28 protein-coding genes and 1 riboswitch are annotated in these 24,518 nt (G+C 41.7%); of the genes, 26 read left to right on the plus strand and 2 right to left on the minus strand.

Translation table 11 applies throughout. The annotated features are described in order from the left end of the window. Positions 1–11 precede the first annotated feature (11 nt). The 25 genes from ACYQY7_RS08650 (at position 12) to ACYQY7_RS08770 (ending at position 21,700) form a co-directional block, all read left to right on the plus strand. The gene (locus ACYQY7_RS08650; protein ID WP_461201657.1) at positions 12–1,184 is read left to right on the plus strand and encodes an acetyl-CoA C-acetyltransferase; all 1,173 of its coding nucleotides are present in this window, start codon (positions 12–14) and stop codon (positions 1,182–1,184) included. A gap of 15 nt (positions 1,185–1,199) precedes the next feature. After that, positions 1,200–2,981, plus strand: coding sequence for an acyl-CoA dehydrogenase family protein (locus ACYQY7_RS08655; RefSeq protein WP_461201658.1), 1,782 nt, complete (start codon positions 1,200–1,202; stop codon positions 2,979–2,981). A gap of 67 nt (positions 2,982–3,048) precedes the next feature. Further along, positions 3,049–3,408 (plus strand): arsenate reductase family protein, encoded by a 360-nt coding sequence (locus tag ACYQY7_RS08660; protein ID WP_461201659.1) that lies wholly within the window; start codon positions 3,049–3,051, stop codon positions 3,406–3,408. 57 nt (positions 3,409–3,465) lie between these two features. Beyond that, positions 3,466–3,849: a glycine cleavage system protein GcvH gene (gene gcvH, locus ACYQY7_RS08665; RefSeq protein ID WP_461201660.1), complete on the plus strand. Its 384-nt coding sequence runs from the start codon at positions 3,466–3,468 to the stop codon at positions 3,847–3,849. Between the two features lie 33 nt (positions 3,850–3,882). Then, positions 3,883–4,131, plus strand: coding sequence for a YusG family protein (locus ACYQY7_RS08670; RefSeq protein ID WP_461201661.1), 249 nt, complete (start codon positions 3,883–3,885; stop codon positions 4,129–4,131). Positions 4,132–4,228: 97 nt separating this feature from the next. Continuing rightward, the gene (locus tag ACYQY7_RS08675; protein ID WP_461201682.1) at positions 4,229–4,576 is read left to right on the plus strand and encodes a toprim domain-containing protein; all 348 of its coding nucleotides are present in this window, start codon (positions 4,229–4,231) and stop codon (positions 4,574–4,576) included. Further along, positions 4,554–4,856 (plus strand): thioredoxin family protein, encoded by a 303-nt coding sequence (locus ACYQY7_RS08680; RefSeq protein ID WP_461201662.1) that lies wholly within the window; start codon positions 4,554–4,556, stop codon positions 4,854–4,856. The genes ACYQY7_RS08675 and ACYQY7_RS08680 overlap by 23 nt, the downstream gene beginning before the upstream one ends. Positions 4,857–4,985: 129 nt before the next feature. Next, positions 4,986–5,285 carry a sterol-binding protein gene (locus tag ACYQY7_RS08685; RefSeq protein WP_461201663.1) on the plus strand — a complete coding sequence of 100 codons (300 nt, stop codon included), beginning with the start codon at positions 4,986–4,988 and terminating at the stop codon, positions 5,283–5,285. A 64-nt stretch (positions 5,286–5,349) separates the two neighbouring features. After that, a complete protein-coding gene (locus tag ACYQY7_RS08690) occupies positions 5,350–6,642 on the plus strand; it encodes an O-acetylhomoserine aminocarboxypropyltransferase/cysteine synthase family protein (protein WP_461201664.1) in 1,293 nt (430 codons plus the stop codon). A 456-nt stretch (positions 6,643–7,098) separates the two neighbouring features. Further along, a riboswitch (SAM riboswitch) is annotated at positions 7,099–7,204 on the plus strand. Between the two features lie 71 nt (positions 7,205–7,275). Further along, on the plus strand, positions 7,276–8,304 hold the full coding sequence (locus ACYQY7_RS08695) for a methionine ABC transporter ATP-binding protein (protein ID WP_461201665.1): 1,029 nt from the start codon (positions 7,276–7,278) through the stop codon (positions 8,302–8,304). Beyond that, positions 8,294–8,962: a methionine ABC transporter permease gene (locus tag ACYQY7_RS08700; RefSeq protein WP_461201666.1), complete on the plus strand. Its 669-nt coding sequence runs from the start codon at positions 8,294–8,296 to the stop codon at positions 8,960–8,962. Before ACYQY7_RS08695 ends, ACYQY7_RS08700 begins: the two co-directional genes overlap by 11 nt. Positions 8,963–8,979: 17 nt before the next feature. Continuing rightward, complete coding sequence (locus tag ACYQY7_RS08705) at positions 8,980–9,804, plus strand: MetQ/NlpA family ABC transporter substrate-binding protein (RefSeq protein WP_461201667.1); 825 nt, start codon at positions 8,980–8,982, stop codon at positions 9,802–9,804. Between the two features lie 71 nt (positions 9,805–9,875). Beyond that, a complete protein-coding gene (locus ACYQY7_RS08710) occupies positions 9,876–10,220 on the plus strand; it encodes a carboxymuconolactone decarboxylase family protein (protein ID WP_461201668.1) in 345 nt (114 codons plus the stop codon). A gap of 181 nt (positions 10,221–10,401) precedes the next feature. Further along, on the plus strand, positions 10,402–11,181 hold the full coding sequence (sufC, locus tag ACYQY7_RS08715) for a Fe-S cluster assembly ATPase SufC (RefSeq protein ID WP_461201669.1): 780 nt from the start codon (positions 10,402–10,404) through the stop codon (positions 11,179–11,181). Positions 11,182–11,196: 15 nt separating this feature from the next. Next, entirely contained in the window at positions 11,197–12,501 is a 1,305-nt protein-coding gene (gene sufD / locus ACYQY7_RS08720; RefSeq protein WP_461201670.1) for a Fe-S cluster assembly protein SufD, read from the plus strand. After that, positions 12,501–13,721, plus strand: coding sequence for a cysteine desulfurase (locus tag ACYQY7_RS08725; RefSeq protein ID WP_461201671.1), 1,221 nt, complete (start codon positions 12,501–12,503; stop codon positions 13,719–13,721). The genes sufD and ACYQY7_RS08725 overlap by 1 nt, the downstream gene beginning before the upstream one ends. Next, a complete protein-coding gene (sufU, locus tag ACYQY7_RS08730; RefSeq protein WP_012575968.1) occupies positions 13,711–14,151 on the plus strand; it encodes a Fe-S cluster assembly sulfur transfer protein SufU in 441 nt (146 codons plus the stop codon). The genes ACYQY7_RS08725 and sufU overlap by 11 nt, the downstream gene beginning before the upstream one ends. A gap of 23 nt (positions 14,152–14,174) precedes the next feature. Next, complete coding sequence (gene sufB, locus ACYQY7_RS08735; RefSeq protein ID WP_297987190.1) at positions 14,175–15,572, plus strand: Fe-S cluster assembly protein SufB; 1,398 nt, start codon at positions 14,175–14,177, stop codon at positions 15,570–15,572. A 78-nt stretch (positions 15,573–15,650) separates the two neighbouring features. Beyond that, on the plus strand, positions 15,651–16,499 hold the full coding sequence (locus tag ACYQY7_RS08740) for a DUF72 domain-containing protein (protein WP_461201672.1): 849 nt from the start codon (positions 15,651–15,653) through the stop codon (positions 16,497–16,499). 12 nt (positions 16,500–16,511) lie between these two features. Then, on the plus strand, positions 16,512–17,330 hold the full coding sequence (locus ACYQY7_RS08745) for a sulfite exporter TauE/SafE family protein (RefSeq protein WP_461201673.1): 819 nt from the start codon (positions 16,512–16,514) through the stop codon (positions 17,328–17,330). 22 nt (positions 17,331–17,352) lie between these two features. Continuing rightward, a complete protein-coding gene (locus ACYQY7_RS08750; RefSeq protein ID WP_461201674.1) occupies positions 17,353–18,744 on the plus strand; it encodes a bifunctional metallophosphatase/5'-nucleotidase in 1,392 nt (463 codons plus the stop codon). A 53-nt stretch (positions 18,745–18,797) separates the two neighbouring features. Next, on the plus strand, positions 18,798–19,100 hold the full coding sequence (locus ACYQY7_RS08755) for a YunC family protein (protein ID WP_461201675.1): 303 nt from the start codon (positions 18,798–18,800) through the stop codon (positions 19,098–19,100). 51 nt (positions 19,101–19,151) lie between these two features. Continuing rightward, entirely contained in the window at positions 19,152–19,898 is a 747-nt protein-coding gene (gene yunB / locus ACYQY7_RS08760) for a sporulation protein YunB (RefSeq protein WP_461201676.1), read from the plus strand. 186 nt (positions 19,899–20,084) lie between these two features. After that, the gene (locus tag ACYQY7_RS08765) at positions 20,085–21,596 is read left to right on the plus strand and encodes a sodium-dependent transporter (protein ID WP_461201677.1); all 1,512 of its coding nucleotides are present in this window, start codon (positions 20,085–20,087) and stop codon (positions 21,594–21,596) included. Then, positions 21,596–21,700 (plus strand): methionine/alanine import family NSS transporter small subunit, encoded by a 105-nt coding sequence (locus tag ACYQY7_RS08770; RefSeq protein WP_461201678.1) that lies wholly within the window; start codon positions 21,596–21,598, stop codon positions 21,698–21,700. Before ACYQY7_RS08765 ends, ACYQY7_RS08770 begins: the two co-directional genes overlap by 1 nt. Positions 21,701–21,721: 21 nt before the next feature. Here the strand turns inward: ACYQY7_RS08770 and ACYQY7_RS08775 are convergent, their stop codons facing one another. Next, on the minus strand, positions 21,722–22,693 hold the full coding sequence (locus tag ACYQY7_RS08775) for a M23 family metallopeptidase (protein ID WP_461201679.1): 972 nt from the start codon (positions 22,691–22,693) through the stop codon (positions 21,722–21,724). A gap of 125 nt (positions 22,694–22,818) precedes the next feature. Between ACYQY7_RS08775 and lipA the strand changes: the two genes are divergently transcribed. Beyond that, positions 22,819–23,733 (plus strand): lipoyl synthase, encoded by a 915-nt coding sequence (lipA, locus tag ACYQY7_RS08780; protein WP_461201680.1) that lies wholly within the window; start codon positions 22,819–22,821, stop codon positions 23,731–23,733. A gap of 49 nt (positions 23,734–23,782) precedes the next feature. Here the strand turns inward: lipA and ACYQY7_RS08785 are convergent, their stop codons facing one another. Next, complete coding sequence (locus ACYQY7_RS08785) at positions 23,783–24,415, minus strand: YhcN/YlaJ family sporulation lipoprotein (RefSeq protein ID WP_461201681.1); 633 nt, start codon at positions 24,413–24,415, stop codon at positions 23,783–23,785. Between the last annotated feature and the right edge of the window lie 103 nt (positions 24,416–24,518).

The raw sequence follows: 24,518 nt of genomic DNA on the forward strand, positions 1-24,518 counted from the left end.
GGGGGATTGACGTGAAAGAAGCGGTCATCGTTGCCGGGGCGCGCACGCCTGTCGGCAAAGCGAAAAAAGGGACGTTAGCGAACGTCCGTCCAGATGATTTAGGGGCGATCGTTGTTAAAGAAACGTTGAAACGTGCAGGAAACTATGAAGGAAACATTGATGATCTCATTATCGGTTGTGCCATGCCAGAGGCAGAACAAGGGTTAAATATTGCGCGCAACATTGGTGCACTCGCTGGGTTGCCGTACACAGTGCCAGCAATTACAATTAACCGTTATTGTTCATCGGGATTACAAGCGATCGCTTATGCGGCAGAGCGAATTATGCTCGGGCATGCAGATACGATTATCGCTGGTGGCGTGGAGTCGATGAGCATGGTTCCGATGATGGGTCATGTTGTTCGCCCAAATGTGAAACTCGCAGAAAACGCGCCAGAGTATTACATGTCGATGGGGCATACAGCTGAGCAAGTAGCAATGAAGTACGGTGTGACGCGAGAAGAGCAAGATGCGTTTGCCGTTCGCAGTCATCAAAAAGCAGCAAAAGCGATCGCAGAAGGAAAATTTGTCGATGAAATTGTGCCAGTCGATGTGACTGTTCGTCATATTGAAAATAATAAATTAGTAGAGAAAAAGGTAACATTTAGTCAAGATGAAGGGGTTCGCCCAGATACGAACATGGAAACGCTCGCGAAATTGCGTCCGGCCTTTTCAGTGAACGGAACAGTAACGGCGGGAAACGCTTCGCAAACGAGTGACGGAGCAGCTGCGGTGATGGTGATGGATCACGAAAAAGCGAAAGCGCTCGGTTTACAACCACTTGGTAAATTTCGCTCGTTTGCAGTAGCAGGTGTTCCACCAGAAGTGATGGGCATCGGTCCAATTGCAGCTATTCCAAAAGCACTTGAACTTGCGGGACTTGAGCTTTCTGATATCGGCTTAATTGAACTAAATGAAGCGTTTGCATCACAAGCCATTCAAGTCATTCGTGAACTTGGATTAGATGAAGAAAAGGTAAATGTGAACGGAGGAGCGATTGCTCTCGGTCATCCGCTCGGTTGCACAGGAGCGAAGTTAACGTTGACGCTTTTACATGAAATGCGTCGTCGCAACGAGCAATTTGGTATTGTCACGATGTGCATTGGCGGCGGCATGGGTGCTGCTGGGGTATTTGAATTATTATAAGAGGGGGAATAAACAATGGAAAAAGCATTACAAATTGCGCAAGGTGGTAGCTTTTTAATTGAAGATATATCGCCAACTCAAGTGTTTACACCAGAAGATTTTACAGATGAGCAAAAAATGATTGCGAAAACGACAGAAGAATTTGTCGTTAATGAAGTGTTGCCACAACTAGAACATTTAGAAAACCATGAATTTGATCGCTCAGTTGCTCTTTTAAAACAAGCGGGCGAACTCGGATTGCTGGGAGCAGATGTGCCGGAAGAATATGGTGGCTTAAGCTTAGATAAAATTAGCTCGGCATTAATTGCTGAAAAAATGGCTCGCGCTGGTGGTTTTTCTATTTCGCACGGTGCGCACGTCGGAATCGGTTCGCTTCCAATCGTCTTGTTCGGAACAGAAGAGCAAAAACAAAAATATTTACCAGCTCTTGCGACAGGTGAGAAAATTGCCGCCTATGCATTAACAGAACCAGGCTCTGGTTCGGATGCACTCGGTGCGAAAACGACAGCAAAATTAAACGCCGAAGGTACGCATTACATTTTAAATGGGGAAAAGCAATGGATTACAAACGCTGGGTTTGCTGATGTATTCGTCGTTTATGCCAAAGTTGACGGTGAGCATTTCACGGCATTTATCGTTGAGCGCGATTTCCCAGGCGTGTCAACAGGAGCAGAAGAAAAGAAAATGGGCATTAAAAGCTCATCGACACGCACATTAATTTTACAAGATGCGCTCGTTCCGAAAGAAAACGTACTTGGCGAAATCGGCAAAGGTCACATCATCGCCTTTAACATTTTAAATATCGGTCGTTATAAACTTGGCGTCGGCGCCGTTGGAGGAGCAAAACGTGCCCTTGAGGTGACGATTCAATACGCAAATCAACGTCAACAGTTTAAAACGCCAATTTCGAAGTTTTCGTTAACACAAGAAAAATTAGCAACAATGGCATCGAAATTGTATGCGGCGGAAAGCTCTGTTTACCGTACAGTCGGTTTATTTGAAGCGCGCATGGGTCAATTAACAGATGAGCAAGCAAAAGACGGAAAAGAAACAGCAAAAGCGATTGCGGAATATGCGATTGAATGTTCATTAAATAAAGTATTTGCTACGGAAATGTTAGACTATATCGTTGATGAAGGAGTACAAATTCACGGCGGATATGGCTTTATGCAAGAATACGAAATTGAGCGCATGTATCGTGATTCACGTATTAACCGTATTTTTGAAGGAACGAACGAAATTAACCGCCTTCTTGTACCAGGCATGTATTTGCGCAAGGCGATGAAAGGCGAGTTGCCGCTTTTACAAAAAGCGCAACAGCTACAAGAAGAGCTGATGATGCTTATGCCTGAAGAAGTTGGCGATGGTGTGCTTGAACAAGAAAAATATCTCGTTCGCCATGCGAAAAAAATCGCTTTAATGGTTGCAGGATTAGCGGCTCAGAAATTCGGTCCGAAACTTGAAAAAGAACAAGAAGTGCTTGTCAATATTGCAGATATTGTTAGCAACATATATGCGATGGAGTCAGCACTATTGCGTACGGAAAAAGCAATTGCGCAATCGGGTGTTGAGAAAAATAAACAGAAAGTATTGTATACACAAATTTTCTGCCAAGAGGCGTTTAATGAAATTGAAGCGCATGCAAAAGAAACGATCGTTGCTGTGGAACATGGTGACATGTTGCGCATGATGCTATCGGCATTGCGGAAATTAACGCGTCATACGCCAATTAACGTCATTGCGAAAAAACGCGAAGCGGCAGCAGCGTTAATTGAAGCAGAGCGATATGTTGTGTAATAATGGAAGTACCAGACGAATCGTCTGGTACTTTTGCTTTAGTATCATATATAGATGAGGTGGGAAGATGGTGACATTTTATTGGTATCCAAAATGTGGAACATGTCGTAAGGCGAAAAAATGGCTAGATGACAACAACATTTCCGTACAAGCTGTACATATTGTAGAGCAGCCCCCGTCAAAAGAGCAATTGCGGACGTTATATGAAAAAAGTGGGCTTGATTTGAAGAAATTTTTTAATACGAGCGGTATGAAGTATCGTGAACTTGGGCTAAAAGACAAATTAAAGACGATGACAGAAGAAGAAATGTTGCAATTGTTGTCATCAGACGGGATGTTAATTAAGCGCCCAATCGTCACAAATGGAGAACGAGTCATTATCGGATTTGACGAACAAAAATATCACGAAATGTTTAAATTATCGTGAAATCATATCAAAAATCGTGTATGATGAAGAGGAAGATGATATGTTGGAGGGAAAACGATGAGCATTCCAAAAGAGCTGCGTTATTCACAAGAACATGAATGGGTGCGTGTCGAAGGAAATACGGTTCGTATCGGGATCACAGATTTTGCCCAGTCAGAACTCGGCGATATCGTATTCGTTGAATTGCCAGAAGTCGGCGCACAACTTACAGCGAACGAACCATTTGGTAGTGTGGAATCAGTAAAAACAGTATCTGAATTATATGCACCGATCAGTGGCAAAGTGATAGCTGTGAATGAAGAGTTAAAGGATAATCCAGAGTACGTGAATGAATCACCGTATGACAAAGCGTGGATGATTGTCATTGAGCCAAGCGATCTAAGTGAAGTGGACAACCTATTAACTGCCGAACAATATGAGCAAATGATTAACGAAGACTAAAAAAGAACTCACAGGGCACCCTATGAAACAGGGGTGTCTTTTTTGTTGAAACAAAAAACGATGGATATTACACAACACGTCATCGGTAAATTGAATGAACATGGTAGCTTTCAACTATTTTATGACAATGAATGTATTGGGGAATTTGTTCAAGAAACGAATGAGTTTAAGTTGAAACGTGGATATGAACAGCAAAATGGGCGCATATTGAAAAGCGTGACAGTTACTGAAAATCCAGATGCAAAATACGTCGATTGTGATACAGAAGGTGGTTGGTGTTAAGGGCAGCGACATCGCTGTCCTTTTCGATTTCATAAAAGGAGAAAAAGCGAACGAAAACGAATATAATATACATAAATGAATGTGCAAGGTGATGACGATGGCGATTGTTGGGGTAGAAAAAGTAATTATTGTGGAAGGGCGCTCAGATAAACGAAAAATCGAAAGCATCATTAGTGAGCCTGTTGAAATTATATGCACAAACGGAACGCTCGGCACCGCCAAACTTGATGAATTAATCGATGCTTTGTACGATAAAGATGTGTACATTTTAGTTGATTCCGATGAAGCAGGGGAAAAGTTGCGTCGTCAACTTCGCCGTGAGTTTCCGCAAGCTGAGCATTTATATATTGATAAAATGTATCGTGAAGTGGCAGCTGCTCCGAAGCATCACATTGCGGTTGTATTATTGAGTGCAAACATCGATGTACACGCACAATATTTATAGAAAGTTGTGTGAGATTGTCGTGAAAGTTGTCTATATGTATGCACCATTATGTGGCACGTGTCAAGTGGCAAGTCGAATGGTTGATGTACTTGAACAGTTATTGCCAACCGTTACATTTGAGCGTCAAGATTTAAACTATGTGCCGGACAAAGCGGTTGAGTGGTGCATTGAAAGCGTTCCTTGCTTACTTATTTTTCAACATGACCAACTTGTCCAAAAAATATATGCTTTTCATTCGGTTCCATACTTATATGAAACGTTGCGAAAGCTGGCTGAATAAGCCAGCTTTCGACATATTTCTTGGGAAATTGACGAGGAAAGAAGACATTTGTCGATCGTTTATAGCAGGAACTACTCGTCTTCATATGGAAACAATGGAATATGAAAAATATGGGATGGGGGCGGTCGAATGAACATGTTAACACCGATTTTGCCGAGTGACTGTTTATATATTCAATTGCAATGGGAAGGCAGGCAAGTATTATTGTGCGTATCAAAAGAAGGTATTCGTCGTGTTGAAGAAGTAAATTCGGAGCGAATGATTACGATTCGTGGTTCAGCACAAGCGATCATGTCATTATTAAAAGGTTCGTTAAAACTCCAACAACAGCTTCGGTTAAATGAATTATCCGTCACAGCATCGTTTCGTCACATTTTATTGTTAGAATCGATCTTTTTTCTTGCGAAACCGTACGATCTTGTTCATTGACGAGCTATTTTTATCGTGTTAAAATTCAAAATATTCAACAATTATTCGATCAGGGGGAGAAACGATGAAATTTGAGACGATTGCTGTGCACGGGGGACTACAAACCGATCCGGTAACGAAAGCGCGTGCGGTACCGATTTATCAGTCAAATGCGTATTTGTTTGATAGCACAGAGCATGCGGCCAATTTATTTGCATTAAAAGAAGCGGGGTACATTTATACACGCATTCACAATCCGACGGTTACTGTATTTGAAGAACGAGTGGCTAAGCTCGAAGGCGGTGTAGGAGCTTTAGCGGTAGCGAGCGGCATGGCGGCGATTACGATGGCCATTTTAAACGTCACTCAAGCAGGAGATGACATCGTTTCTGCTTCTACGCTGTATGGAGGGACGTACAATTTGTTTGCAAATACGTTACCGAAATACGGCATTACAACTCATTTTGTCGATCCAGCTGACCCAGAAAATTTCCGCGCTGCGATTACACCGAAAACGAAAGCTATTTTTGCGGAAACGATCGGCAATCCGAGCTTGCACGTGTTAGATATTGAGGCGGTTGCGGAGGTTGCTCACGAAGCAGGCATTCCGCTCATTATTGATAATACGTTTGCGACGCCTTATCTTTGCCGTCCGATTGAACATGGAGCAGACATTGTCGTTCATTCTGCGACGAAATGGTTGCTTGGCAACGGGACGACGCTAGGAGGCATCATTGTCGATGGTGGAAATTTTGATTGGAATTCGCCAAAGTTTTCATCGTTTACGACACCAGATCCGAGCTATCATAACCTCATCTATGCAGACATCGGAGCGGCAGCGTATATTGTGAAAGCACGTGTGCAGTTGTTACGTGATTTAGGACCAGCGATTAGCCCGTTCAACGCATTTCAGTTTAATTTAGGGATTGAAACGTTACACGTACGCATGAAAGAACATATTGCAAACACGAGAAAAATTGTTGAGTATTTAGACAAACATCCAGCAGTCAATTGGGTGTTGTACCCTGAACATGACAATCACCCAGCAAAAGAGCTAGCGAAAAAATATATGCCAAAAGGGGCGGGAGCAGTCGTCGTTTTTGGCATTCAAGGAGGAAGGGAAGCAGGAGCTGCACTTATTAACAATGTGAAGCTTTGGTCGCATGTGGCAAACGTTGGAGATGCGAAAAGTTTAATTATTCATCCAGCAAGCACGACGCATCAACAACTAAGCATGGAAGATTTACAAGCATCTGGTGTAACAGAAGATATGATTCGTTTATCTATTGGTATTGAAAATGTAGAGGATTTAATCGAAGACTTAGAACAAGCGATTGAAGCGGCGACAGGTGTCCGTTCCGTATATTCGCAAGTGTAGGCATGAAAGGTGCTAGTTATATATTCCGACTAGCACCTTTCATTATTATGAGTTGCAATCGTAGCGTTTGAGCGACCGCTCCTGTTCGTGACAAAACCTCTAATTTTTCGAAAATAGAAGAAGAATATAATTAAAGTGTTCATTATATAATTCGTAAAGCGTTTAACTTCATTTTTTAAACTGTGGGGGCTGATCTAGAGGCGTGAGTACATCTTGGATGAGCCCCTTGCATTTCCGTAAACATTTCCGTAAAACAAAACAGTTTATTGTTCGTCGCTTGACATCCGAAAAGTAATGATTGACTATGTTATATATTCGGTTCATCTCATTGTGTGGCTAAAATAGTTAAAAAAATGTTATTGACACTGTCCTTCTTTCGATGATATACTCACATTCGTAGTTTAAAAAGTTTCTTAAGTGTATTAAAACGTTAACTGAATAAAGTGTTTGAACGCGCTCTTATCAAGAGAGGTGGAGGGATGTGCCCGATGAAACCCGGCAACCGTCAGCGCTGCTGAAATGGTGCCAATTCACACAAAGCGTTTGCTTTGAGAGATAAGAGACAGAATGGATGATGACGCCTTTCTGTTCTCTTGAGCAGAAAGGCTTTTTTCATGGAAGGAAGGTGACAGCATGATTACTTTATCAAACGTAACGAAAGTATACAAAGCAGCAAGTGGGCATGTGACGGCGGTTGATCGTGTAAACTTGCATATCGAACAAGGGGAAATTTTCGGCATCATCGGTTATAGTGGAGCAGGAAAAAGTTCGCTCATTCGGCTATTAAATGGATTAGAAAAGCCGACGAGCGGTGAAGTGATTGTTGATGGGAAAGATATGGGGAAAATTAGTGGGAAACAATTACGACAAGCGCGTCAGCAAATCGGGATGATTTTCCAACATTTTAATTTACTTTGGTCGCGAACAGTGCGTGAAAATATTGCTTTCCCGTTAGAAATTGCGGGTGTGCCGAAAGAGGAACGGATGAAGCGTGTCGATGAGCTCATTCAACTCGTTGGTTTGCAAGGAAGAGAACATGCGTATCCGTCACAACTGAGCGGAGGACAAAAGCAGCGTGTCGGCATTGCGCGCGCATTAGCGAACAACCCGAAAGTGTTATTATGTGACGAAGCAACGTCGGCGCTTGATCCACAAACGACCGATTCAATTTTAGATTTGCTTGTTGACATTAACAAACGTCTCGGTTTAACGATTGTATTAATTACACACGAAATGCACGTTATTCGTAAAATTTGTGATCGTGTAGCGGTAATGGAAAACGGAAAAATTGTCGAAATGGGCGAAGTGCTTCACGTGTTCCGTAAGCCAGAACAACCGATTACGAAACGATTCGTCCAACAAGTGACGGAGCCGGAGGAGACGAAAGAGGCGATGTTGCATCTTCTTGAACGTTATCCGAATGGAAAAGTCGTTCAGCTTACGTTTGTCGGCGAAGCGACTGAGCAACCGCTCATCACGCAACTCATTCGCCAATTTGATTTAAACGTGAATATTTTACAAGGGAAAATTTCGCAGACGCATCATGGTTCATATGGGGTGTTGTTCATTCATTTAGACGGTGCGAATGAAGAAATTGAGCAAGCGCTCGCTTTTATTCGCCAGCAAGAAGTTGAAGTGGAGGTGTTGGCGAATGTCCAATGAACTATTTCCGAACATCGTTTGGGATAAAATATGGGCGGCAACGATGGAAACGTTGTATATGACGGGTATCTCCGTAGCAGCGACGTTTGTGCTCGGTATTTTGCTCGGATTGTTGCTGTTTTTAACGTCTAAGGGAAATATATGGGAAAATCGTTTGGTTAACGGTGTGATTGCATCGTTCGTCAACATTTTCCGCTCCATCCCGTTCATTATTTTAATTATTTTGCTCATCCCGTTTACAAAGCTTGTTGTCGGTACAATTCTTGGGGCAAATGCCGCGTTGCCTGCACTAATTATTGGTGCCGCGCCGTTTTATGCACGCATGGTTGAAATTGCGCTTCGTGAAATTGATAAAGGTGTCATTGAAGCGGCAAAAGCGATGGGAGCGACGACAACAACAATTATTTGGAAAGTACTTCTTCCAGAAGCGCTCCCTGCCCTTGTATCCGGGATTACGGTAACTGCGATCGCGCTCGTTGGTTACACAGCGATGGCAGGAGTTGTTGGGGCTGGGGGGCTTGGAAACTTAGCGTATTTAGAAGGATTTCAACGCAACAATAACGACGTCACGTTCGTTGCAACAGTGCTCATTTTAGTCATTGTCTTCATTATTCAGTTTATTGGTGACTTTGTCACTTCTAAAATAGATAAACGATAAAAAGGAGGAAGAAACAGATGAAAAAATGGATCTCTTTACTTGTTGCTACAGTTGTTGTATTAGCACTTGCTGCTTGCGGAAACAGCGAAGGTGCGGAAGAAAAAACGAATAAGCTTGTTGTTGGGGCATCAAACGTGCCACATGCGGAAATTTTAGAACAAGCAAAACCGATTTTAAAAGAAAAAGGAATTGAATTAGAAATTGTGACATTCCAAGACTACGTATTACCGAACAAAGCGTTAGCGGATAAAGAGTTAGATGCGAACTATTTCCAACACATTCCTTATTTAGAAGCGCAAATGAAAGAACATGGCTATGACTTTGTAAATGCTGGTGGTATTCATATTGAGCCAATCGGCGTATACTCTAAAAAATATAAAAGCCTTGAAGAGCTACCAAACGGTGCGAAAATTATTATGAGCAACTCGGTTGCTGACCACGGTCGCATTTTATCGATGCTTGAAGAAAAAGGGTTAATTAAGTTAAAAGAAGGCGTTGACAAAACGAAGGCAACTGTTGATGATATCGTTGAAAATCCGAAAAATTTAGTGTTTGAAGCAGATGTCGAAGCAGGATTGCTTCCACAAGTATATAAAAACAACGAAGGAGATGCAGTATTAATTAATGCAAACTATGCGTTAGATGCTGGTTTAGATCCAGCAAAAGATCCGATTGCAGTTGAGTCACCGGAAAACAACCCATACGTGAACATTATTGCCGTTCGCAAAGGTGACGAAAAACGTAAAGAAATTCAAACGCTCGTTGAAGTATTACAATCAAAAGACATTCAAGACTTCATCTTACAAAAGTATAACGGCGCAGTTATTCCAGCGACAAAATAAGGATGTCCAATCGGGCATCCTTTTATATTTTTCGAAAAACGACGCATGATAAAAAGGAAGGAGGAGTGCATATGTCGATGGAACAATTTTTACACGAATATAAGCAAGGGTTAGGAACGTTTACGCAACATATGCCGAAAGTTGGGCAAACGTTTAACGCGTTTACAGAAGCATGTTTTGCAGAGGGTGAGTTGTCGAAAAAAGAAAAGCAGTTAATCGCATTGGGCATTAGTGTCGCCAAGCAAGATGAATATTGCACCATCTATCATACGAAAGGGTGTATTGATGAAGGAGCGACAGAAGAAGAAATATTTGAAGCGTGCGCGGTCGCCTCAGCTTTAGCTGGCGGGGCGACGATGGGCCAAGCGGTTACGCTCGTTCAACAATGTGTTAATGAATTTACTCGCATGCATTAAAAGGATAGGGGACTCCTATCCTTTTTTACATACGTGATCAAGTAAACAAACTTTAGAAACAAAAAAGTATCAAAATACTTGCAATAAGGTTGCTAATACTTTTCATCTGTTATAAAATTGTAATGAGAATAAAATGAGAATTACGTTTTATGAACATAAGTGAAACTGGAGGTATTTTTTTATGGCAACATTAACGATTAGAGATCTTCACGTTGCAATTGACGGAAAAGAAATTTTAAAAGGTGTTAACCTTGAAATTAAAGGCGGCGAGTTCCATGCAATCATGGGACCGAACGGAACGGGGAAATCGACGTTATCTGCGGCCATTATGGGTCATCCAAAATATGAAGTAACGAAAGGAAGCATTACATTAGATGGTCAAGATGTATTAGAAATGGAAGTAGACGAGCGTGCTCGTGCTGGGTTGTTTTTAGCGATGCAATATCCGAGTGAAATTAGCGGTGTGACAAATGCCGACTTCTTGCGTTCAGCGATTAATGCGCGTCGTGGAGAAGGAAACGAAATTTCATTAATGAAATTTATTCGTCAACTAGATGAAAAAATGGCGTTTTTAGAAATGAATCCAGATATGGCGCATCGTTATTTAAATGAAGGATTTTCAGGCGGAGAGAAAAAGAGAAATGAAATTTTACAATTAATGATGTTGCAACCGAAAATTGCGATTTTAGATGAAATTGACTCAGGTCTTGACATTGATGCACTAAAAGTTGTTGCAAAAGGTGTCAATGAAATGCGCAGCAACGACTTCGGCTGTTTAATCATTACGCACTATCAACGTTTATTAAACTACATTACGCCAGATTACGTGCATGTTATGATGCAAGGACGCATCGTAAAATCAGGTGGTCCAGAATTAGCACAACGTCTTGAAGCTGAAGGATACGACTGGATTAAAAAAGAGCTAGGCATTGAAGACGAAGTCGTTGAGCAAGAAGCGTAAGCGTTAGGAGGATTTATGATGATCGAGACGAAACTACCATTCGACCAACAGTATGTGCGCTCTTTTTCTGAAGGGCGTGGAGAACCGAACTGGCTTTTAAATGTTCGCTTACAAGCTCTTGCGCAAGCGGAACAACTTCCTTTACCGAAGCCAGATAAAACGAAAATTGATCGTTGGAACTTTACGCAATTTTCTACTCATCTTGTTGAAAGCACACCTCTTTCTTCTTTAGAAGAGTTGCCAGAGCAAGTGAAAGTGCTTATTGATATCGATGAACAACAAAAAAACGTATATGTGCAACGCGATCATACATGTGCGTACGTATCGCTTGCGGATGAGTTGAAAGAAAAAGGCGTCATTTTTACTGATTTAGCGACAGCTGTTCGCAAGCATAGCGATCTTGTGCAAAAATATTTTATGGACGGTGTGAAAGTAAATGAGCATCGTTTGACAGCGCTTCATGCTGCCCTTGTAAACGGCGGGGTGTTTGTATACGTGCCGAAGCATGTACAAATTGACGTGCCGTTGCAAGCGGTGTACGTGCATGAAAAAGCGGAAGCGTTGTTTAATCACGTCATTATTGTTGCGGATGTTGGCAGTAAAGTAACGTATGTGGAAAACTACATTTCAACATGTGAACGTTCGGAAGCGATTGTTAACATCGTTACAGAAGTGTTTGCACGAGATAATGCGCAAGTGTTTTTCGGTGCAGTCGATAGTTTAGCGAAAGGAACAACGACATATGTAAACCGTCGCGGGATTACAGGCCGTCACGCGCGCATTGAATGGGCGCTCGGTTTAATGAACGATGGAAATACGATTTCAGAAAATATTACTCGCTTAACTGGTGATGGGTCAGTCGGCGATACGAAGACAGTCGTTGTGAGTCGCGGTGAGCAAGTGCAAAACTTTACGACGAGCGTCATTCATTACGGAAAGCATACAGAAGGCTACATTTTGAAACATGGCGTTGTAAAGGATGAAGCGACATCGATTTTTAACGGCATTGGTAAAATTGAGCACGGGGCATCGAAATCGAATGCGGAACAAGAATCGCGTGTACTTATGTTAAGCCCAAAAGGACGCGGGGATGCGAATCCGATTTTATTAATTGACGAAGATGATGTGACAGCTGGTCATGCGGCATCTGTCGGTCGTGTTGATCCGACGCAATTATATTATTTAATGAGTCGCGGTATTTCGAAAACGGAAGCAGAGCGATTAATTATTCATGGCTTTTTAGCCCCAGTCGTTAATGAAATTCCGATTGAACGTGTGAAAAAACAATTAATTGAAGTGATCGAAAGGAAAGTTAAATGATGAACGTAAAAGAACTTCGTCAACTATTTCCGATTTTAGATCAGCAAGTCAATGGCAAACCGCTCGTTTATTTAGATAGCGCAGCAACATCGCAAAAGCCGTTGCCGGTTATTGAGGCGATTGACAATTATTATCGCCAATACAATTCGAACGTTCATCGCGGTGTGCATACGCTTGGCACGAAGGCGACCGACGCATACGAAGGGGCGCGCGAAAAAGTGCGTCGTTTCATCGGGGCCGCCTCGACAGAAGAAATTATTTTTACACGCGGGACGACAACGGCGATTAATTTAGTGGCGGCAAGTTACGGTCGCACAAACGTACGTGAAGGCGATGAAATTGTCATTACGTACATGGAGCACCATAGCAACATTATCCCTTGGCAACAAGTCGCCAAACAAACAGGGGCAACATTAAAGTACATTCCGCTTCAACAAGACGGGACGATTCGCTTAGAGGATGTGGAACAAACAGTCACGCCAAACACGAAAATTGTTGCGATCATGTACGTATCGAACGTCCTAGGTACGATCAATCCTGTAAAAGAAATTGCACAAATTGCGCACAAAAACGGTGCCGTTGTTGTTGTTGATGGAGCGCAAAGCACACCGCATATGAAGGTGAACGTGCAAGACATTGATTGCGATTTTTATGCGTTTTCAGGCCATAAAATGTGCGGTCCGACAGGTATCGGTGTATTATACGGCAAAAAACGTTTACTTGAGCAAATGGAACCTGCTGAGTTTGGTGGGGAAATGATTGATTTTGTCGGTTTGTACGAGTCAACATGGAAAGAGCTTCCGTGGAAATTTGAAGGTGGTACACCAATTATCGCAGGAGCGATTGGCTTAGGGGCTGCAATTGACTTCCTTGAGCAAGTTGGGTTAGACCATATTGCTGAGCACGAACATCGTTTAGCGCAATATGCGCTTGAACAGCTCGCGACGATTGAAGGATTAACGATTTATGGTCCGAAAGAGCGGGCAGGTCTCGTGACGTTCAATATTGAAGATGTGCACCCGCATGATGTGGCGACGGTTTTAGATGCGGAAGGAATTGCTGTTCGTGCTGGCCACCATTGTGCGCAGCCACTCATGAAATGGCTGAACGTGACAGCGACGGCACGGGCAAGCTTTTACTTATACAATACGGAAGAAGAAATTGACGCGCTCGTTTCAGCATTAAAGAAAACGAAGGAGTATTTTAGCTATGTCTTTTAATAGCCATTTAGATACGCTGTATCGACAAGTCATTATGGATCATTATAAAAACCCGAGAAATCGTGGTGTGTTAGAGGGGGAGCACGTCGATATAAATATGAACAACCCGACGTGTGGAGATCGTATTCATTTAACATTAAAAGTAGAAGATGGGAAAATTGTAGATGCGAAGTTTGAAGGAGAAGGCTGTTCTATTTCGATGTCCTCTGCATCGATGATGACAGAGGCGATTAAAGGAAAAACCATTGAAGAAGCGCTTAAGCTATCAACGATTTTTTCCGACATGATGCAAGGAAAAGATTATGACGATTCAATCGATTTAGGTGATATTGAAGCACTTCAAGGGGTGTCAAAATTCCCAGCCCGCATTAAATGCGCAACGTTAGCTTGGAAAGCGATGGAAAAAGGATTGCATGAGCAACAAGGATAGTCATAAAAAAGGAGGCGAACGGGATGGCGAAAAAAATGCCAGAAATCGGTGAATATAAGTACGGTTTCGCCGATAAAGATGTGTCTGTCTTCCGCGCTGAGCGCGGATTAACGCGCGAAATTGTAGAAGAAATTTCGCGTATGAAAAATGAACCAGAGTGGATGCTTGAATTTCGTTTAAAAGCGTTAGATATTTTTTACAGCATGCCAATGCCACAATGGGGTGGCGATTTATCAAGCTTAGATTTCGATGAAATTACGTATTACGTCAAACCTTCAGAAAAATCTGGGCGTTCATGGGATGAAGTGCCGGAAGAAATTAAAGCAACGTTCGATAAGCTCGGTATTCCAGAGGCGGAACAAAAATATTTAGCAGGAGTATCGGCGCAATACGAGTCGGAAGTTGTATACCATAACATGAAAGAAGACCTAGAGAAACTAGGTGTCATTTTTAAAGATACAGACTCGGCGTTAAAAGAAAATGAAGAGTTATTCCGCGAGCATTGGGCGAAAGTCGTTCCGCCGACGGATAATAAATTTGCGGCACTCAACTCAGCCGTTTGGTCGGGTGGTTCGTTCATTTACGTGCCAAAAGGTGTAAAAGTCGACACACCGTTGCAAGCGTATTTCCGTATTAACTCGGAAAATATGGGACAATTTGAGCGGACGTTAATTATCGTTGATGAAGGGGCGCATGTTCATTATGTGGAAGGCTGTACGGCGCCTGTCTATACGACAAATTCACTTCATAGCGCAGTCGTTGAAATTATCGTGAAAAAAGGTGCGTATTGCCGTTATACGACGATTCAAAACTGGGCGAACAACGTCTTTAACCTTGTGACGAAGCGTGCCGTTTGCGAAGAGAATGCAACGATGGAATGGATCGATGGAAATATCGGTTCAAAATTAACGATGAAATACCCAGCAGTCATTTTAAAAGGAGAAGGTGCACGTGGCTTGACACTTTCGATTGCGATTGCTGGCAAAGGACAACATCAAGATGCTGGTGCGAAAATGATCCACTTAGCGCCAAATACGTCATCAACGATCGTCTCAAAATCAATTTCGAAACAAGGTGGAAAAGTGACATATCGCGGTATCGTTCATTTCGGACGAAAAGCGGACGGTTCTCGTTCGAATATTGAGTGCGACACGCTCATTATGGATAACCAATCGACATCTGATACGATTCCATACAACGAAATTTTAAACGACAACATTTCGCTTGAGCATGAAGCAAAAGTGTCGAAAGTGTCAGAAGAACAACTATTTTATTTAATGAGCCGCGGCATTTCCGAGCAAGAAGCGACAGAGATGATCGTAATGGGCTTTATTGAGCCGTTTACGAGAGAACTGCCGATGGAATACGCCGTTGAAATGAACCGCCTCATTAAGTTCGAAATGGAAGGTAGTATAGGATAACCAACAGCTGATGGTCTGCGTGATGCAGGTCATCGGCTTTTTTTGTATGTTATGGTAAGATAAATGTAGGTGATGAATATGATTTATGTCGGATTAACGGGATGGGGAGATCATGACAGTTTATATCCATCGCGTCTTGCATCCAAAGATAAGTTACAAGCGTATGCCGCTCATTTTCCAACTGTTGAGGTCGATGCGTATTTTTATGCGATTCAGCCGCGCCAAAACGTTGAAAAATGGTTGGCGGAAACGCCGGAATGCTTTCAATTTATCGTTAAAGCGTATCAAGGTATGACGGGCCATCAACGTGGAGACATTCCGTATGCGAGCAAAGAGGAGATGTTTACAGCATTTTTGCAATCGATTGAGCCGTTTCAGCAAGCAAATAAGCTTGCAATGGTATTGTTTCAATTTCCACCGTGGTTTGACTGCCAAAAAAAGCATGTTCACTATTTACGTTGGTGTCGGGGGCGAATGGGAGATGTCCCTGTGGCGCTTGAATTTCGTCATCAATCATGGTTTTCCCCTCCGTTTTACGAAAAAACGTTGCATTTTATGGAGGAAGAGCGATGGATTCATAGCATTTGTGATGAACCGCAAGCAGGGGAAGGATCGGTGCCGACCGTTCTTCATCCAACTGATGCGCATAAAACGCTCATTCGTTTACATGGTCGGAATGTAGCTGGCTGGAATAAACGAGATGATGAAAATTGGCGTGCTGTTCGTTATTTATATCGATACAATGAGCAAGAGTTACAAGAGTGGGTACAGCATATTCGCATGTTACAAACGAAATGTGAACACCTGTACGTCTTATTTAACAATAACTCGGGTGGAGATGCCGCTCATAATGCAAAACAGTTTTTGCAGTTGTTAGGTATTGAGTATACGAACTTAGCGCCGCGGCAATTAGACTTGTTTTCATAATGGGGGATAAAAATGGAATATATATTTCTTTTAGTGATCGGCTTTTTAGCAGGAACGATCGGAAGCCTTGTCGGTTTAGGGGGAGGGGTGATTATCGTTCCCGCGCTTCTTTTTTTAAGCACTGCCCATGTATTGCCAGCTATTTCACCGCAAGTAGCGGTTGGCACATCGCTTGTCGTTATTATTTTTAATGGGTTATCATCAACTTTAACATATATGAAGCATAAAATGGTGGACTATAAAAGCGGTTTATTTTTCTTCATCGGTAGTGGACCAGGTGCAATGCTTGGTGCATGGGTGAATCAACATATGCATATGCAACATTTTTCGCTTTATTTCGGATTATTTTTAATTGCTGTTTCGTTTTTGCTTATGTTTCAATCTCGGCTATCACCGTCTAGCAAACATACGTTTCCTGTTGTACGGACATACGTTACGAATGAAGGGGAGGAAGTGACGTACGGGTATCATCCGTTTAGCGCTACGTTCATTGCGTTTGTTGTCGGATTTGTCGGCGGGTTTTTCGGTATTGGTGGCGGGTCGCTTATGGTACCTGCGATGATGCTATTATTTTTATTTCCTCCTCACGTTGCCGTTGCGACATCAATGTTTATCGTTTTTTTATCGTCTATTGTTAGTTCAATGACGCACGTCTTTATGGGGAATGTCGCTTGGACGTTTGCGCTTTCACTTATTCCGGGCGTATGGATTGGAGCGAAATGTGGAGCATGGCTCAATCGACGATTAAAAGGAAAAACGGTCGCAACGATATTGCGAATGGTGCTTATTTTACTCGGTGTTCGTTTAATTATGCAAGGGCTTGGATTGTAAAAAGAAAGGTGTGTTGCAAACGTTGATGGAGACAATACATATTTATCATACAAACGATGTGCATAGCCATTTTGAAAGATGGCCGAAAATTGTTCGTTATTTACAAAATGGGAGAAAAAGACATAAGAAAAATCGCGAACATATGGTGTTACTCGATATCGGTGACTTTATTGATCGGTTTCATCCGCTGACAGAGGCGTCAGATGGAAAGGCAAACGTCATTCTTTTAAACGATGCAGCATATGATGCAGTCACAATCGGGAATAATGAAGGGATTACACTTAGTCATGAACAACTCGATACGTTATATGCACATGCCAAGTTCCCTGTTATTGTCGCAAATGTTTTTTATGAGAACGGGGAGCGCCCATACTGGATGGAACCGTATGCCATCATGACGTTTGGAAATGTTCGCGTTGCGTTCATTGGTGTGACAGTTCCGTTTCAGACGTTTTATAAGCTACTTGGATGGCGCGTGGCCGATCCGTTTGATACCGTCGCTCAGCTTATTCAAGAGCTTTCGGAAAAAGTGGATGCGATCGTTTTATTATCTCACTTAGGAGTGAACGATGATGAAAAAATGGCTCACATGTTTCCACAATTGACAGCCATTTTAGGAGGGCATACGCACCATGTGTTTGAACATGGAAAACGAGTCAATGAAACGTTGCTTTGTGGAGCTGGGAAATTTGGACATTATGTTGGATGTTTAACATTGACGATCGATAAAAAAGGTCGAAAAGTTGATACACATGCATATGTACAACATATGGATGCGTTTGAATATGAATGCGAGGAAACGAAGCAAAAGTTAAATGATATGATTAGGCAAGCAACTAACGCGCTGGCACAATCGATTGTATATTTGCCTGAGCCGCTGACGATCGATTGGTTTTCACCGTCGCCATTTGCTTCCCTTCTTGCTCAAGCGTTAAACGAATGGTGTGAAGGCGATGTAGCGATGGTGAATGCTGGGGTACTACTGTCTTCGCTCCCGAAAGGTATTGTGACAAAAGGAGATATTCATCGCATTTGTCCACATCCGATTAATCCGTGCAAAGTATACTTGCGTGGCAGCGAATTAAAAGAAGTCATTTTGCAAGCAGAAACGGAACAAATGAAACAGTTAAGGATGAGAGGATTCGGATTTCGTGGTGAAGTGATGGGGCAAATGGTGTATGATCGTATCACTGTTGAAAAAGGGCAACTGATAGATGGTCAAGCACATGTGCGTCGCATTTTTATTAATCATCAACCAATTGAAGAGGAAAAAACGTATGCGGTAGCGACGATTGATATGTTTACGTTTGGTCACTTATATCCAGAAATATATCGCGCGAAAAAGAAATATTATATGCCAGAAATGTTGCGTGATGTGCTTGCGTGGAAGTTAAAAAACATGTATCAACAATAGGCACCCTTCGTTCCTTTATTCATACATTGAATAAAGGAAAGGAGCGTGAATATATGATTGAGGTAAAACCGTTATGGATTAGCGGGGAGCCGTTTACAGCTATTTCTGTTCAGTTGCCTAAAACAACGCTGTTAGCTGTTTCCAATGATAAAGGATATATTATGTGTGGAGCGTTAGATGTGGCGCTGTTAAATGAAAAATTGCGTGATCGAGGCATTATCGCAGGAAGAGCGGTAGGAGTGCGAACAATTGACCAGCTGTTAGAAGCACCGCTTGAGTCTGTTACATTCGCTGCTGAACAATTAGGTATTTCGCGTGGAATGAAAGGAAAAGACGCTTTGCTTCTTATGAAATAAAATAATAATCCCCTGCTTGATCGCATACATATAGCGTGAGAGGGGGGATTTTTGTTGTACCAACAACTACGTAAACGAAGAAAACCGCTACCCGTCCGCTATATTTTTTTAATTACGTTTGTTTTTTTTATCATTTCGACTGTCGGAAGCCTTTGGTTTATTAATAGAGGAATCGAGCCGACACTTATGGCAATCGCCGAAAAAGAAACGCGCCGTTTAGCGAACTTGGTCATTAATAATGCGATTAGTCAACAAATTGCTGAGGACGATTTTAATGTTGAAAACTTCATTAAAATTGAAAAAGATGGACAAGGGAAAATTTCCGCCATAGATTTTAATGCGACTGTCGTGAATCGTGTATTAGCAAAAACGACAAATCGTGTACAAAGAAATTTAAAAGCAGCTTCAGAAGGAAAACTATCAGCGCTTGAGTTTCCTGACGTTCAAGTTGAAACAGAAAAGGAAAAAGGAATTATTTATTACATCCCGCTTGGACAAGCAACGAACAATGTATTACTAGGGAATTTAGGACCGCGTATCCCAGTTCGTTTTTACGTCATTGGTGATGTTCATTCGGATGTAAATAAAAATATTCGTCCGTTTGGAATAAATAATGCTTTAATAGAAATAGCAATTCATATTGAAGTGAACGTGCAAATTATTATTCCATTTGCGACAAAAACAGCTACAATTCAAAACGACATTCCTGTTGCCATCCAGATTATTCAAGGAGAAGTTCCGCAATTTTACAATCAAGGGGGAGAGGGGAATACGTCAATCGAACTACCTTTACAATAATTAAAATTTTTAAAATTTTATTTTTTGAAATATTATTTTGACAAAGAGCTTGTCCGTTGGTATACTTAAAACTAAAACGAAACAAAAAAGTCTGAAAAATTAAAATAATCGAACAAGGAGGTGCTTACATTTTTCTTACATTTCCATATTCTAAAGATCAAAACTGACTAAGGAGGGTATTTTGTTATGGAAAATCGTCAACAATGGGGCACGCGTGCTGGTTTTATTCTAGCCGCTGCTGGCTCAGCAATTGGGTTAGGGAACATTTGGAGATTTCCGGCGGTTGCATATGAAAATGGAGGAGGAGCGTTTTTCTTCCCGTATTTATTCGCTTTATTAACAGCAGGTATTCCAATTCTTATATTAGAATTTGCGCTTGGCCATAAGTATCGTGGTTCTGCACCATTAACGTTTGCTCGTCTAAGCAAAGGGACAGAATGGATTGGTTGGTGGCAAGTACTTATTTCATTCGTTATTTCGACGTATTACTCTGTCGTTATTGCTTGGGCGATGTCTTATACGTATTTTGCTTTTACATCAAAATGGGGAGAAGATACAGGAGGCTTTTTATTCGGTCAATATTTGAAACTAGCAGAAACACCTGGTACGTTCGGAAGTTTAGTCCCAGCTGTCCTTATTCCACTTATCCTCGTTTGGGTTATTAACTTAGCTGTCTTATATAAAGGGATTCGTAAAGGCATTGAGCTAGCAAATAAAATTTTCTTGCCAACGCTTGTTGTTTTATTCTTTATCATTGTCATTCGTGCAGTGACGTTAGATGGAGCGATTGAAGGATTAAATGCTTTCTTTAAACCAAATTGGGATCAAATTATGAATGGGAAAGTATGGGTTGCAGCATATAGCCAAATTTTCTTTAGCTTATCAATTGCGTTCGCTATTATGATTACGTATTCAAGTTATTTACCAAAAAAATCAGATATTACAAACAATGCATTCATTACAGGATTTGCAAATTCAGGATTCGAGCTGTTAGCTGGTATCGGTGTATTTAGCGTTCTTGGTTTCTTAGCTCATCAACAAGGTGTAGAAGTAAGTGAGGTCGTTAAAGGGGGCGTTGGATTAGCGTTCGACGTCTTCCCGCAAATTATTAACCAATTTCCAGCGTTTAACGAATTTTTCGGCGTGTTATTTTTCCTTTCACTAACATTAGCAGGATTGTCGTCACTTATTTCTATTTCGGAAACATATGTGGCAGCAGTTCAAGAAAAATTCGGTATGTCACGCACAAAAGCTGTTTTTGGCGGTGGTGGAGTAGCTGCGCTCATTGCGCTCGTATTTGCTTCAAATGGTGGATTATATTTCTTAGATGTCGTCGACTACTTCATCAACAACTTTGGTGTTGCGCTTGTTGGCTTAGTTGAAGTGGTTACAATCGCTTGGATATTAAAGGAACTGAACGCGCTCCAAACACATGCAAATAGCGTATCAGATATTATGGTAGGTGCATGGTGGAAAGTTTCGCTCTCTATTATCACACCGATTGTACTAGGTTATATGATGTTTGATAGCATTAAAACGAACTTGAAAGAAAATTATGGTGGATACGATACACTATTTGTTGTGAAGTATGGATGGACGATTGCAGCGCTCGTTATCGTTCTCGGTTTTGTTCTTTCAGTAAAACGTTGGAAAGATGGAGCACTTTCAGTTCCGACAGATAAGGAGGTTTCAAGCTGATGGAAACAAGTGCACTCATTATGATGCTTGTTGGTATGGTAATTATTTGGGGAGGTTTTGTAGCAAGCGTTGCTCATGCGGTAAAGAAAAGTCGTCAATCGTAAAAAAAGATGGGGCGAGAAGCCTCATCTTTTTTTCATGCGTTCTTGTCGTTCCCATTGTTTTAAGTAAGGATATGGATCGAACGACCATTCCGTATAGCCGTTATCTTTGTACATGCCGTAATGAAGATGCGGTGGGAATTTACCTGATGTACCAGGCGGACCGTACCCAGAGCTACCGACGGAACCAATTAACATGCCTGGCTCCACAATTGATCCTTCTTCTAATCCGTTAGCAAATCCGTTTAAGTGTGCAAAGTAATGGTACGTATTGTTTATATCGCGAATACCGATACGCCATCCTCCATATTTGTTCCATCCTTTCAATTCAACGATGCCGTAACATGTTGAGCGAACCGGTGTGCCATAATGGGCAAAAATGTCTGTTCCTTCATGAATGCGTCGTCCACCCCATCCGCGTGCATCTCCCCATGTGCTACGGTAACTATATTCAAATCGTCTCGGAATCGGGAAGGCATATTGATCAAGTTTTATTGTTCCGAAATGTTTATATAGCTTCACTTTTCCTAAAATAATATCGACGGTTTTGCTTCGTTCGTAGTAATCCCATAACGCCATTTTAATATGTGTATGGTCTGTGCCATATGATCGTAAAAAGCGAGCAAATGCAAATAATACGTCTTCATCGTTTGTTCGGTCTGCGACGCCGTCTCCGTTTCCATCTATACCGATGCCCCCAAATTGGCTAATGGTAAACGGATTTTGATCTTCTTGATTTTTATTGAGTGGTCCCGTCCATCGCTCAGGAGGAATGTAAATGCTAATCACACCTGTTCGTTTTGGTAGGTCTCTACGCGCTTGGCGGACGCTCCGTTCATATTGATCAACGGCTGCAAAGTAGTACCATGGAATAAGAGAAATTGCCTCTGCCTTTTTATATAGTTCCATTCGTTGATCATACAAGTCATTTGGTGCAGCAGCGAATGATTGTAGCGGAATGAAAAGAAGAAGGATGATGCACCATAATGTTTTCACGCACTTTTTCTCCTTTCACCGATGTTCATATCATTAGTTTGGGGTAATCGGCTGTTTTCATAAATAAAAAATGTTGGAAAAACAAACTGTTTTGTATTATAAGTCAATAACTCGTATAATGGGTAATGTACATTAACGAGTGGAGCGTGAAAAAGATGTCAACAAAAGAACAACACCTTCGCAAACCGGAATGGTTAAAAATAAAGTTAAATACGAATGAACATTATACTGGCTTAAAAAAAATGATGCGCGAAAAACAATTGCATACCGTATGCGAAGAAGCGCGTTGTCCAAACATTCATGAATGTTGGGCGGTTCGCCGAACGGCAACGTTTATGATTTTAGGCGATGTATGTACGCGCGCTTGCCGTTTTTGCGCTGTTAAAACAGGTTTGCCAACGGAATTAGATTGGCAAGAGCCAGAACGTGTTGCTGAATCGGTTCGTTTAATGAATTTAAAACATGTTGTTGTAACAGCTGTAGCGCGCGATGATTTAAAAGATGGTGGGGCAGCAGTATTTGCGGAAACGGTACGCGCCATTCGACGCAAAAATCCGTTAACGACGATTGAAGTATTGCCATCTGATATGGGCGGAGTATATGAAAACTTAAAAACGTTAATGGACGCTCGCCCGGATATTTTAAATCATAATATTGAAACCGTTCGTCGTCTCACTCCGCGCGTTCGTGCACGTGCCACATATGAACGTTCACTCGAATTTTTGCGTCGTGCGAAAGAAATGCAGCCCGATATTCCGACGAAATCAAGCTTAATGGTTGGGCTTGGGGAAACAAAAGAAGAAATTTTAGAGACAATGGACGATTTACGCGCTGTTGGAGTGAATATTTTAACAATCGGACAATATTTACAGCCAACAAAAAAACATTTGAAAGTAGAGAAGTATTATCATCCGCATGAGTTTATGGAGTTAAAAGAAATTGCGTTAGCGAGAGGGTTTAGCCATTGTGAATCCGGTCCGCTCGTTCGGTCTTCTTATCATGCAGATGAACAAGTACAATCGGCAAAAGCGAATGAGTAAACATATAATTAAGGATGTCCCTTTTATGTAAGCGGGACATCCTTTTTATTTATTGCATCATATTCATTTCTTCTTGTTGCACACCATTTTCGTTTTCGCCGTTACTTATTTTTCTTCCTTGTGGCGATTTCAGCATCTCTTTGATCGTTTGTTGTAAAATTTGATCAACATTTTGACTATTCGCGTCTAAACGACCAAATCGCTCAATATCTTGAAACATGCGTGGATTATCGGAAACGTACACGTGATAGTAGCGTGGTACGACAGAAATCGCTGTTTTTTTCACTTGATCGGCTGTTTCAAACCGATTTGTGCTATCTGTTTTGTAAACGACAAACACCGTATCGTCTGTGACAAGTGTTCCAACGTCATAAACGTTTGGAAGCTGGGTGCACAGCTTACTAATTAAATCAGCAACATTTTCACGATTTAACACAGGAATGGTTGCATATTGTGTCGTGTCTCCTGGAATCGGACTTTTTTGATGACGAACGTAGCCGAAATTCGTTAGACGTGAATCTAGCCCATTTCGCACACCATATTCGTTATACAGATCGTTTCGTGAACGAACGTTAATCGTTGTGCCGCTCTTTTCATACAAAGATGTTGATTCGTTCATTTGAGCGCACCCCGATAATAAAGCGATTGTACTAATCCCTGTCATTAACCATGCATTCCGCAAAACAACTCCCCCCTTCTTTTTTATTATTCGTTTTATTCAAAGCGTTATGTATGAGTAAAATGTTTGTGGGAGAAAAAAAGACAGGTTCCTGATTTGGTATAAT

Source organism: Anoxybacillus sp. TBDG-1, assembly GCF_054815885.1.